Raw genomic sequence first — 12,189 nt, 5'->3', positions numbered from 1 at the left:
ACCATAATCAATATAAATAATAAGGTTATTGTTATCTAAGGGGGGTAATGATAATTATGGCGAATGGGAGTGTCGGGAAATCCAGGTGGATTGCAAAGAGTTTGTAAATTGTAACCCCCGGTATCACTGTGTTACCGGGGGCATAGGCTGAGCCGGTTAAGCGATGGCGTTCTCTTCCAGTTGACGCATAAAGTGGCGAACCCATTCCATGCGGGTTTTGCGCTCTGCCAGTTCCTGGGTGAACTTCAGACGGGTTGGTCCGTCCAGCCGGAAATGTTGAGGTTGTTTCTGGAGCAGGCCAATCAACCACATTGGATTGACGTGGTTTTTCTCGGCAAACTCAATCACACCGCCTTTTTCATTCCCTTCGAGTTTACAGATCCCCAGTTTTTGTGCCTGCTGGCGAAGACGGGCGATATCCAGCAGGTTTCGGGCGGCATCTGGCAGCAGACCAAAGCGGTCAATTAACTCCACTTTGATCTCCTCCAGCTCGCTTTCGTTTTTCGCGCTGGCGATCCGTTTGTAGAACGAAAGACGCGTGTTGACATCCGGAATGAAATCATCCGGAAGCAGGGAAGGCATCCGCAACTCGACTTCGGTCTGCTGGCTGGTCAGATCTTCCAGCGACGGTTCACGTCCGTCTTTAAGGGCATCAACGGCATTTTCCAGAAGCTCCATATAGAGCGAGAAGCCGATGGTTTCCATTGAGCCGCTTTGATCTTCGCCCAGCAATTCACCTGCACCGCGGATCTCAAGGTCGTGCGTAGCCAGCGCAAAGCCTGCGCCCAGATCCTCCAGCGAGGCGATGGCTTCCAGACGTTTTTGGGCGTCGGTGGTCATTGCTTTTGGATGTGGCGTCAGCAGCCAGGCGTAGGCCTGGTGGTGCGAACGCCCGACGCGGCCGCGCAGCTGGTGGAGCTGTGCCAGACCAAAGTGATCGGCCCGTTCAATAATGATGGTATTGGCCGTCGGAATATCGATACCGGTTTCAATAATGGTGGTACAGACCAGCACGTTAAACCGCTGGTGATGGAAATCGTTCATCACCCGCTCCAGTTCGCGCTCGCGCATTTGCCCGTGACCAATGGCGATGCGGGCCTCAGGAACCAGCTCTGCCAGCTTGTCGGCCGCTTTCTGGATGTTTTCTACGTCGTTGAACAGGTAATACACCTGTCCCCCACGCAGCACTTCACGCAGAATGGTTTCGCGTACGACCAGGCTGTCGTACTCGCGAACAAAGGTTTTAACGGCCAGACGACGTGCCGGAGGCGTGGCGATAATTGACAGATCGCGCATTCCGCTCATCGCCATATTCAGCGTACGTGGGATCGGTGTTGCGGTTAACGTCAGGATGTCGACGTCAGCGCGCATCGCTTTAATCCGCTCTTTATGACGCACCCCGAAACGGTGTTCTTCATCGACAATTAGCAGCCCCAGATCTTTCCACTTCACGTCGCTTTGCAGCAGCTTGTGTGTGCCGATCAGAATATCAATTTTCCCTTCGCTGGCCTGTTCCAGGATTTGCGTCTGCTCTTTGGCACTGCGAAAACGTGACAGCATTTCAATCCGTACGGGCCAGTTGGCAAAACGGTCGCGGAAGTTGTCGTAGTGCTGTTGGGCAAGCAGCGTCGTTGGCACAAGAACCGCAACCTGTTTGTTATTCTCAACGGCCAGGAAGGTAGCACGCATCGCCACTTCGGTTTTACCAAAGCCAACATCACCGCACACCAGCCTGTCCATAGCCAGGGGCTGGCACATATCACTCAATACGGCATTAATGGCCTGTGCCTGATCCGGTGTGGTCTCAAATGGGAAGCTGTCGCAGAACAACTGGTATTGCTCTTTATCATGCTTAAAGGCATATCCCTCTTTCGCGGCTCGCTGGGCATAAATATCCAGCAGTTCCGCTGCCACATCACGGACTTTTTCCGCCGCTTTTTGCCGCGCGCGCGCCCAGGCATCGCCGCCCAGTTTATGCAAGGGGGCGTTATCTTCTGCACCGCCTGCGTAGCGGCTAATCAGGTGTAGCGATGACACTGGAACATACAGTTTGGCGTCGTTGGCATAGGTGAGCATCAGGTATTCGCCTTTGATGCCTCCGGCTTCAAGGGTTGTCATGCCAGCGTAACGCCCTACGCCGTGTTCGAGGTGAACAATTGGCTGGCCCGGATGAAGCTCAGCGAGGTTACGGATCAGCGTGTCCGGGTTGATAGTGCGGCGACTGTCCTGGCGGCGGCGTGCTACCCGTTCGCCGAGCAGATCGCTTTCACAAATCAGCGCCCGGTTGTTCAGCGTATCGATAAAGCCATGTTCAGCCGAACCTATCATCAGGTAGCGACCATTATCGGTGGCTTCGCTCAGGCGTAAAATCCGCTTCGGGGCGAGCTTAATGCGACCAAGCAGTTCACCCAACGCTTCACGCCGGCCTTCGCTTTCAACAGAAAAAATCACCGGCCCGGTAAAGGCTTCAAGGAATTTTCTCAGGTTATCCAGCGGGGATTTCTGCTGTGCCTGAACCGCCAAATCGGGAAGCTTCTGGAACGCCAGATTGGTGTTGGCGGCTTTATCTGCAAGGGTTTCGGTTTTGAGCTGGATACGCGGCCAGCGTTTGAGTTCAGTATTAAGCTCATCACTACGCAACCACAGTTGTTCTGGTGGCAACAACGGGCGCATAGGATCCACGCCACGGTTCTCAAAACGTGCGCGGGTTTCGCTTTCAAAGCGGCTGGCGCTGTTGTCCACATCTCCGGTGTTTACAATCAGCGTATTGGCCGGGAAATAACTGAACAGGGCTGGCAGTGGCTCGTTAAAGAACAGCGGCTGCCAGTATTCAATACCGGCAGGCAGAGTGCCTTTGCTGACCTGCTGATAAATATGTTCTGCATCACGCTTCACATCGAATTTGTCGCGCCACTGGCTACGGAACAACTCGATGGCGGTTTTGTCTGTCGGAAACTCATGAGCCGGCAGCAAGTTGATGGATCCCACTTCTTCGAGCGTGCGTTGCGTGTCGGCGTCAAATACACGCAGACTGTCGATTTCATCATCGAAGAAATCCAGACGGTAGGGCTGATCGCTCCCCATCGGATAAAGATCCAGCAATGCGCCGCGGGTGGCATATTCACCGTGCTCCATCACCTGGTCGACGTGACGATAACCGGCACTGTCGAGTTGCGCGCGCAGAGCGTCGCGGGACAGGCGTTGGCCTTTTTTCATCACCAGGGCGTGTCCATGCAGATAACTGTGCGGACAGACGCGCTGCATCAGAGTATTCACCGGAACAATCAATACACCACGCTGCATGGTCGGAAGCTGATACAGCGTGGAGAGGCGCGAGGAGATGATCTCCTGATGCGGGGAGAAGCTGTCGTATGGGAGTGTTTCCCAGTCGGCCAGGCTGAACACCAGATTATCTGTGAACTGGCGGATTTCATCGTGCAGGCGTAATGCATTTTGCATATCCGGGGTGACCAGCACCACGGGACCTGGATGCCGCTCCGCGATTTCGGCAACGAGCGTGGCACAGGCCGCACCGGTGAGTTCTCCCAACTGGCGTTGGTCACCCGCTTTGCCGGGCAAGGAATAACGATAGTGTTCAGGCATGGCTATGTCAGAATCTCTTATGGGTATACCACAGTATTGGGGCATATCACTGATACGCAATGTCTTTATTATCCTCGATCGTTTTACATTAGCAAACCACAACCGCACGAGAGGCAAACACGCCCTCGCTAGAGGGCGAAAGGCTGGATTATCAGGAAGCCTGTGCCGGGGAGAGGCGGGCGGGGGGTGAGAAGAAAACATCGCCAAACAGGGTCGTGGAGAGCTTGCGCGCGCCGAGCCCGACAAGGGTGCAAATCAGAAGACTGGCAAAAGGATAGAGAACAATCAGCGTCAGCTCTGCCCAAATGGGCCAGGAGGCTGCATTCAATTCACCGATCAGGATGAGACTAAATGCCTCAATTAAAATTCGATGGGTGGTGTAAATGGCGATGGTGTTCGAGCCGATGACATTGAACAGATTATTGGGCCGTACAGCATAATGCAGCTCAACGGTGTAGAAGAGTTTCATGGTCAGTACGATTGACAGCAGAGAGAGCAGGATCGGGATGTTTGCAAACCAAAGCATTACCGATGCTGACGCGAAAAGGGTAATAGGCAGCCTGCGTTGGCGCAGCGACATGTTCTTCATCCAGGTCATAAGCTGTGCGCCATACCACGCGCCAAGACTGTAATAGATCATGTTACGCACCACGCTGTTTATTCCCCACCAGGGAAGGGGCAGGATGTTAATCGCAATACTTGCCAGGGCCAGAATTCCCAGCAGCGGCAACTTCCAGCGGCTCAGCATTTTGCACAACAGGAAATAGACCACCAGGGCGTACAGATACCACAGGCTGGTACTGGCGGTGAGCATGCCCAAAAGAAAACCGCTCACTGAGTCGGCATAGGCCGCGTTGGATGAGGTGGCCAGTTGGCGGGCAGGGGCCAGCCAGTCATTCAGGTGACTCAGCGCCTGCCACTGCAAGACTCCCCACAGTGCCAGTACCCAGACAATGCTCCAGATCCGCTTATCTAGGCTGATTCGCCAGCCTACGTCATCAATATAGCGGCGTATCAGATATCCGGAGATAAAGAAAAACACTGGCATGCGGAATGGGGCGAGATAGAGGTTAAAGTAGATCCAGCATTTGGCGAGGAGGCCGGACATCGGGTGTTGTAACCCGCTAAGGTGAGGATAAAAGGTGATCACTGAGTGATAAACTACCACAAGGCAGATGCACAGCCCTTTTATCTGATTAATCCATAATGCTTTTTGTTTCATCGGGAACCGATACCTGTATTGCCATAAACGAACCGTTAATCCTGGGTGAAGGGGGAGGGGTTGTAATGGGTAACAGTCTGTATCAGCACGATTTTCAGAAAAGGTGGAGGTTATGTGTCGCGGAATCTGCAGATAGCACTATGATTTATCTGGTTTTTTCGACGAGATGATTACCAAAGCTTACGGTTTCAGTCATTTACGCTTCATAGATTCGCTTATATAATCGTGGGTCTGCTATCAGCAAACAGACGGATTTCATGTATCAACCTGTCGCACTCTTCATAGGCTTACGTTATATGCGTGGGCGCGCAGCGGACCGTTTCGGTCGCTTTGTCTCCTGGCTTTCGACCATCGGCATTACGCTTGGCGTGATGGCTCTGGTGACGGTTCTCTCCGTCATGAATGGCTTCGAGCGCGAGCTGCAAAACAATATCCTGGGGCTAATGCCGCAGGCCGTTCTCTCGTCCTCCTCCGGTTCCGTTAACCCGCAGCAACTGCCTGAAAACGCAGTAAAATTGCAAGGGGTTACGCGTGTTGCGCCGTTAACAACAGGTGATGTGGTGCTGCAAAGCGCGCGCAGTGTTGCGGTGGGCGTAATGCTGGGTATCGATCCTGCTCAAAAGGACCCACTGACGCCGTATCTGGTTAACGTTAAACAAACGGACCTGGAAACGGGTAAGTACAACGTCATTCTGGGCGAGCAGCTTGCCGGGCAGCTGGGAGTTAATCGTGGCGATCAATTGCGTGTGATGGTTCCGTCGGCCAGCCAGTTTACCCCGATGGGACGGATCCCAAGCCAGCGTCTGTTTAACGTCATTGGCACGTTCGCGGCTAACAGTGAAGTCGATGGCTATCAGATGCTGGTCAACATTCAGGATGCGTCGCGCCTGATGCGCTATCCGGCTGGAAACATTACCGGCTGGCGGCTATGGCTCGATGCACCGCTCAAGGTGGATGTGCTTAGCCAGCAGACGCTGCCTGAAGGGACGAAATGGCAGGACTGGCGTGAGCGTAAAGGCGAGCTTTTCCAGGCCGTACGTATGGAAAAAAACATGATGGGGCTGCTGTTGAGCCTGATCGTCGCGGTGGCGGCCTTCAATATCATCACGTCGCTGGGGCTGATGGTGATGGAAAAACAGGGCGAAGTTGCGATTCTGCAAACCCAGGGGCTAACGCCTCGCCAGATCATGGCCGTGTTTATGGTGCAGGGGGCGAGCGCAGGTATCATTGGTGCACTGCTCGGTGCTGTTCTGGGGGCGCTGCTTGCCAGTCAGCTTAATAATTTAATGCCGATCATTGGCGCATTGCTTGATGGCGCGGCATTGCCGGTTGCTATCGAACCGTTGCAGGTGATCGGGATCGCACTGGCTGCGATGGCCATTGCGCTGCTTTCAACGCTTTATCCTTCCTGGCGCGCTGCCGCCACTCAACCCGCTGAGGCTTTACGTTATGAATAAGATCCTGTTGCAATGCGACAACCTGTCCAAACGCTATCAGGAAGGCAATGTGCAGACTGATGTTTTGCATAATGTCAGTTTCAGCGTGGGGGAAGGGGAGATGATGGCGATTGTCGGCAGCTCAGGGTCCGGCAAAAGTACTTTACTGCACCTGCTGGGCGGGCTGGATACGCCGACTTCCGGTGATGTTATTTTCTCTGGTCAGCCGATGAGCAAAATGTCCTCGACGGCGAAGGCCGAGTTACGTAACCGCGAGCTGGGTTTTATCTATCAGTTCCACCATTTATTACCCGATTTCACCGCGCTTGAAAACGTGGCAATGCCGTTGTTGATTGGCAAAAAGAAACCAGCAGAAATTAACGCCCGTGCCAGCGATATGCTGAAAGCTGTGGGGCTTGGGCATCGTGGAAATCACCGTCCATCCGAGCTGTCAGGGGGCGAACGCCAGCGTGTCGCCATTGCTCGTGCGCTGGTGAATACTCCGCGCCTGGTGCTGGCAGATGAACCTACGGGTAATCTGGATGCGCGCAATGCGGACAGTATTTTCCAGCTTCTGGGCGAGCTGAACGCTTCGCAAGGAACGGCATTCCTGGTGGTGACGCACGATCTGCAACTGGCAAAACGAATGGGACGTCAGCTTGAGATGCGTGATGGCCATCTGAATGCGGAACTGACGCTGATGGGAGCGGAGTAATGGCTTCACCGTTATCGTTACTCATCGGCCTGCGTTTTAGCCGTGGCCGTCGTCGTGGCGGCATGGTCTCGCTGATCTCCGTCATTTCAACCGTCGGGATCGCGCTAGGCGTGGCGGTGTTAATCATGGGACTGAGTGCCATGAACGGCTTCGAGCGTGAGCTCAATAACCGTATTCTCGCGGTTGTAGCACACGGTGAAATCGAGCCGGTGAACCAGCCCTGGACAAACTGGAGTGAGGCTCTGGCGAAGGTGGAAAAAGTGCCCGGCATTGCTGCGGCCGCTCCTTATATCAATTTTACCGGGCTGGTGGAGAGCGGTGTAAACCTGCGTGCCATTCAGGTGAAAGGGGTTAATCCACAACAGGAAGAACGTTTAAGCGCATTACCAAAATATGTTCAGAATGACGCGTGGGCGAATTTTAAGCCTGGTGAGCAACAGATCATTATGGGCAAAGGCGTGGCAGATGCCCTGAAAGTGAAGCAGGGTGACTGGGTATCGATCATGATCCCTAACGCCAGTGCCGACCATAAATTACAGCAGCCTAAACGTGTCCGACTCCACGTGACCGGTATTTTGCAACTCAGCGGTCAGCTCGATCACAGTTTTGCCATGGTTCCGCTGGAGGACGCGCGCCAGTATCTGGACATGGGCGATAGCGTGACGGGGATTGCCATCAAGGTGAATGATGTCTTTAACGCCAATAAACTGGTGCGGGATGCGGGCGGCGTGACGAATAACTACGTCTACATCAAGAGCTGGATCGGGACATATGGTTATATGTACCGTGATATCCAGATGATCCGCGCCATCATGTATCTGGCGATGGTGCTGGTGATCGGCGTAGCATGCTTCAATATCGTGTCGACGCTGGTGATGGCGGTCAAAGACAAGAGTGGCGATATTGCCGTGTTGCGTACCTTAGGGGCGAAAGACGGTCTTATTCGCGCCATTTTCGTCTGGTATGGTTTGCTGGCGGGGCTGTTTGGCAGCCTTTGCGGCGTGGTGATTGGCGTGGTGGTATCGCTACAGCTTACCCCGATCATCAACGGTATTGAAAAGCTCATCGGCCATCAGTTCCTGTCGGGTGATATCTATTTTATTGACTTCCTGCCATCAGAATTACACTGGCTGGACGTTATTTATGTGCTGGTTACAGCACTTTTACTGAGTCTGCTGGCAAGCTGGTATCCAGCGCGTCGCGCAAGCCGGATTGATCCGGCGAGGGTGCTAAGTGGCCAGTAATTACGTCATGGTTTAGCGGTTTTCGGGCCGCTAAATCAGAAAGAGGAATGCGTTATGTATTATGGATTTGATATTGGCGGCACTAAAATTGCGTTGGGCGTATTTGATGACGACCTCAAATTACAGTGGGAAACCCGCGTTCCCACTCCGCGCGAAAGCTATGATGCGTTTTTGACAGCCATTGCGACGCTGGTGGCGCAAGCCGATTCGCGCTTTGGCGTGAAAGGCTCTGTCGGCATTGGCATTCCTGGGATGCCAGAAACAGACGACGGAACACTTTACGCCGCCAACGTTCCGGCGGCCAGCGGCAAACCCTTGCGTGCCGATCTCTCCGCCCTTCTTGAACGCGATGTCCGTTTAGATAACGATGCCAACTGTTTTGCCCTCTCTGAAGCCTGGGATGATGAGTTTCGCCAGTATCCTCTGGTGATGGGGCTGATCCTCGGTACGGGCGTTGGGGGAGGCATTGTTTTTAACGGCAAACCGATTACCGGGCGCAGTTACATTACCGGTGAATTTGGCCATATCCGCCTGCCAGTGGATGCGCTGGAGGTGGTCGGGCGTGATTTTCCGCTCACACGCTGTGGCTGTGGCCAGCATGGCTGTATTGAGAATTATCTCTCTGGTCGTGGGTTTGCATGGCTATACGAACACTTCTATCATCAGAAACTTGACGCGCCACAAATCATCACGTTGTGGGAGCAAGGCGATGAGCAGGCGTGCGAACATGTTGAGCGTTATCTCGATCTGCTGGCGGTCTGTCTGGGCAATATCCTGACCATCGTCGACCCTCATTTACTGGTTATTGGGGGCGGGTTGTCAAACTTTACAGCGATCACGGAACAGTTGTCCGGGCGTCTGCCCCGACATTTATTGCCGGTCGCCCGCGTGCCGCGTATTGAACGAGCGCGACACGGGGATGCGGGAGGAATGCGTGGAGCCGCGTTCCTTCATCTCACCGATTAGTCTACGAGGTTACTATGCTGTCGCGTCGGTTAGGTCGACTCAGCCGTTTTCGTAAAAATAAACGCCGTTTGCGTGAGCGCTTGCGTCAGCGGATTTTTTTCAGAGACAGGACGATGCCAGAATCAATGGACAAACCAAGAGTCGTGGTGCTGACGGGGGCAGGGATCTCCGCAGAATCAGGTATTCGAACGTTTCGTGCGGCCGATGGCTTGTGGGAAGAACACCGCGTTGAAGATGTCGCGACGCCGGAAGGGTTTGCCCGCGATCCTGAGCTGGTTCAGGCGTTTTATAATGCGCGACGTCGTCAGCTTCAACAGCCGGAAATCGCCCCTAATGCGGCTCATCTGGCACTCGCCAGGCTGGAAGAGGCGCTGGGTGATCGTTTTCTGCTGGTGACACAAAATATCGACAACCTGCATGAACGCGCCGGAAACCGCAACATCATCCATATGCACGGTGAACTGCTGAAGGTACGCTGTTCCTGGAGCGGCCAGGTTCTGGACTGGACTGATGACGTCCTGACCGATGATAAATGCCACTGCTGTCAGTTTCCCGCGCGACTGCGCCCGCATGTGGTGTGGTTCGGTGAAATGCCGCTGGGAATGGATGAAATTTACAGTGCACTGGCAATGGCGGATGTATTTATCGCCATTGGTACGTCAGGGCATGTCTATCCGGCGGCCGGTTTTGTTCATGAAGCGCGATTACAGGGCGCACATACCGTGGAGCTGAATCTGGAACCCAGCCAGGTTGGCAGTGAGTTTGAAGAGAAGCACTACGGTCTGGCAAGTGACGTCGTCCCGGCGTTTGTGGACAAACTTCTGAAAGGGCTGTGACGGTTTATTTGTCTGACACCTGTTGAAAGCAAAAGCACCCAAAAGTCGGGTGCTTTTTTTTATCTCACTGCTTACGAATTAAAGAATGCCAGCGTTTTCTCCAGTGATTTTGCCTGTTCCTCCAGCGACATCGCGGCAGCCGAAATCTGCTGTACTAGCGAGGCATTCTGCTGTGTGGTGCTGTCCATCTGATTAACCGCAGTGCTGACCTGATTAATCCCTCGGGTCTGTTCATCCAGCGCCTGTACGATCTCATTGATCACCAGATGCACGTGCGACACCGCCTCGATGATCTGTTTCATCATCCCGCCAGTCTCATTGACCAGTTCAACGCCCTTACTGACACGACCGGATGACTCTGCGATGAGATGTGAGATCTCTTTTGCCGCATCGGCGCTACGCTGCGCAAGGTTGCGAACTTCACCAGCCACAACGGCAAAGCCCCGGCCTTGTTCTCCGGCTCTTGCGGCTTCAACGGCGGCATTGAGCGCCAGGATATTGGTCTGAAACGCAATCCCATCCACAATGCTGTTTATTTCACCAATTTTGCGCGCACTATCGTCAATTCGGGCAATGACATCCACCACTTCATTGACCAGTGTTTCACCATGACCGGCAATAGATGCGGCTTTATCCGTCAGGCGTGTCGCCTTGTGCGCGTTGTCGGCATTATTTTTCACCGTAACGGAAATCTCTTCCATGCTTGCGGCCGTTTGGACAATAGCGGCGGCTTGCTCTTCTGTACGGGAAGCGAGGTCGAGATTGCCCGCTGCAATTTCACTGGTTCCACCATGTACGGAATGGCTGGCGTCATTAATGCTATCGACAATACGTTTTAACTGGGCCTGCATGGTATGCAGAGCATAGAAAATACTGCTGTTATCGCCGCGTCGAACGGGGATCGTGTTATTGAGATCGCCTCTGGCCACTGCCAGAGCGATCTCTGAGGCCTCCGATGGTTCTCCGCCAACGGGACGGTCAACCTTACGGGTGAAGATCTGGGCCATCACCAGGCTTACCGCCAGGATGCTCAATATCATCAGGCCGATGGCCTTCATCAGGAATTGTCTGGCTTCAGCCATCACTTCACTGACTGGTGTGATAATTGCCAGTTTCCACGGAGTCTGGCTATTGCCAATGTTGATGGATTGCCAGGTAATAAACGCGTCTTCTTTTAGCAGTGGGTCGGTGTAACGTAAGACCTCGCTCCCTGAAACTGTGCCGCGATAAGGTTTGGCAATGTCGTTCTTCTCCGGGCTGAAGACAACGTTATGTCCGGCCGACAGGAGCAAGGCATAACCTGTTCCGTTCCAGGGTTTAATGGCGCTAATCATTTTTTGCAGCGTCGCCAGAGAGAAGTCTGATGTCACGGACCCGAGAAATTGTCCCTCACGCATGATGGGAGCTGCAATCGATGTGAGCATTACATCCACGCCATTGTAGGGATAAATATAAGGCTCGATGATGACATCTTTTTGTCGTTGTTTTGGCAGCAGATAGTAATCGCCACTGCCGGGTGTTTCGTAGTCGGTTAGCAGGTGGAGTGCGGGTTTGCCTGCACCGTCCCGGTCAACGTATCGCGCATAGCGTCCCGCGGGATCTTCGCCACTCTGGCCGGCAAAAGAGGCGTCGTTATTATCAAAAGCGTTAGGTTCGAAGGCCATCGACATCGACAAAAAATGAGGGTGCGCCGCCAGATAATGGGTGAGCAGGTGATTTAGCCCCTGACGGTCAACTATTCCGGCATCATGCAGTGCAAGGGCGCTGTTCCCGATATCCTGAGCAGCCGCCAGAGCTGAATCCATCTGTTTGCTGACTTCTAAAGACTGGACCTGGGCAATCTGCTGGACATGTTTTTTTGCCAGCACCTCTTGCTGCGACATCCACTGCCACATCATAAAACCGATCGTCGCGGTGAACCCCAGCGTGACGGTGATAAAAATAGACAACAGCATCAATGTCTTAACTTTTATTTTCTTTTTGCGAACCATGACATCTTTCATACCCTTCTCCCATAATGTCGTCCATGCCTGGCATGTACAGATCATTTATCGGATAATGGGCCGAGTTTCTGTATAGCGTCGCGATTATTTAATCTAAATTTCTTAAATCCATTACCCGGTTAATAAGTGTGGTTGTTATTTTTTTTGTGCATCATATCAAAATA

8 protein-coding genes are annotated in these 12,189 nt (G+C 53.4%); 5 read left to right on the top strand and 3 right to left on the bottom strand.

Annotated elements, in window-relative coordinates:
• Nucleotides 1-156 precede the first annotated feature (156 nt).
• Together mfd and GF617_RS10940 are read right to left on the bottom strand one after the other, a co-directional pair.
• Nucleotides 157-3,603: a transcription-repair coupling factor gene (gene mfd, locus GF617_RS10945; RefSeq protein WP_203451671.1), complete on the bottom strand. Its 3,447-nt coding sequence runs from the start codon at nt 3,601-3,603 to the stop codon at nt 157-159.
• Nucleotides 3,604-3,754: 151 nt separating this feature from the next.
• A complete protein-coding gene (locus tag GF617_RS10940) occupies nt 3,755-4,825 on the bottom strand; it encodes an acyltransferase family protein (protein WP_203451670.1) in 1,071 nt (356 codons plus the stop codon).
• A gap of 257 nt (nt 4,826-5,082) precedes the next feature.
• Between GF617_RS10940 and lolC the strand changes: the two genes are divergently transcribed.
• From lolC to cobB, 5 genes are read left to right on the top strand one after another with little or no spacing between them, the layout of a single operon-like run.
• A complete protein-coding gene (gene lolC, locus GF617_RS10935) occupies nt 5,083-6,282 on the top strand; it encodes a lipoprotein-releasing ABC transporter permease subunit LolC (protein WP_203451669.1) in 1,200 nt (399 codons plus the stop codon).
• Nucleotides 6,275-6,976 (top strand): lipoprotein-releasing ABC transporter ATP-binding protein LolD, encoded by a 702-nt coding sequence (gene lolD / locus GF617_RS10930; protein ID WP_181623092.1) that lies wholly within the window; start codon nt 6,275-6,277, stop codon nt 6,974-6,976. Before lolC ends, lolD begins: the two co-directional genes overlap by 8 nt.
• Nucleotides 6,976-8,220, top strand: coding sequence for a lipoprotein-releasing ABC transporter permease subunit LolE (gene lolE / locus GF617_RS10925; RefSeq protein WP_203451668.1), 1,245 nt, complete (start codon nt 6,976-6,978; stop codon nt 8,218-8,220). Before lolD ends, lolE begins: the two co-directional genes overlap by 1 nt.
• A gap of 54 nt (nt 8,221-8,274) precedes the next feature.
• Nucleotides 8,275-9,186, top strand: coding sequence for an N-acetylglucosamine kinase (nagK, locus tag GF617_RS10920; RefSeq protein WP_203451667.1), 912 nt, complete (start codon nt 8,275-8,277; stop codon nt 9,184-9,186).
• 14 nt (nt 9,187-9,200) lie between these two features.
• On the top strand, nt 9,201-10,022 hold the full coding sequence (gene cobB / locus GF617_RS10915; RefSeq protein WP_181623095.1) for a Sir2 family NAD+-dependent deacetylase: 822 nt from the start codon (nt 9,201-9,203) through the stop codon (nt 10,020-10,022).
• Between the two features lie 71 nt (nt 10,023-10,093).
• On the opposite strand, the gene GF617_RS10910 is transcribed toward cobB, so the two are convergent.
• On the bottom strand, nt 10,094-12,025 hold the full coding sequence (locus GF617_RS10910; protein ID WP_181623096.1) for a methyl-accepting chemotaxis protein: 1,932 nt from the start codon (nt 12,023-12,025) through the stop codon (nt 10,094-10,096).
• Nucleotides 12,026-12,189 lie beyond the last annotated feature (164 nt).

It is taken from the genome of Lelliottia sp. RWM.1 (genome assembly GCF_016859735.1).
In the GTDB taxonomy this organism is placed as follows: Bacteria; Pseudomonadota; Gammaproteobacteria; order Enterobacterales; family Enterobacteriaceae; genus Enterobacter.
Note: the sequence above shows the minus strand (reverse complement) of the source record. Positions and strands in the feature narration are given on the sequence as shown.

Excerpts from the sequence above, each read along its gene's own strand:
- nagK (WP_203451667.1), top strand. The coding sequence starts at position 8,275 with ATGTATTATGGATTTGATATTGGCGGCACTAAAATTGCGTTGGGCGTA.
- lolD (WP_181623092.1), top strand. The coding sequence starts at position 6,275 with ATGAATAAGATCCTGTTGCAATGCGACAACCTGTCCAAACGCTATCAG.
- lolE (WP_203451668.1), top strand. The coding sequence starts at position 6,976 with ATGGCTTCACCGTTATCGTTACTCATCGGCCTGCGTTTTAGCCGTGGC.
- GF617_RS10910 (WP_181623096.1), bottom strand. The coding sequence starts at position 12,025 with ATGAAAGATGTCATGGTTCGCAAAAAGAAAATAAAAGTTAAGACATTG.
- lolC (WP_203451669.1), top strand. The coding sequence starts at position 5,083 with ATGTATCAACCTGTCGCACTCTTCATAGGCTTACGTTATATGCGTGGG.
- GF617_RS10940 (WP_203451670.1), bottom strand. The coding sequence starts at position 4,825 with ATGAAACAAAAAGCATTATGGATTAATCAGATAAAAGGGCTGTGCATC.
- mfd (WP_203451671.1), bottom strand. The coding sequence starts at position 3,603 with ATGCCTGAACACTATCGTTATTCCTTGCCCGGCAAAGCGGGTGACCAA.
- cobB (WP_181623095.1), top strand. The coding sequence starts at position 9,201 with ATGCTGTCGCGTCGGTTAGGTCGACTCAGCCGTTTTCGTAAAAATAAA.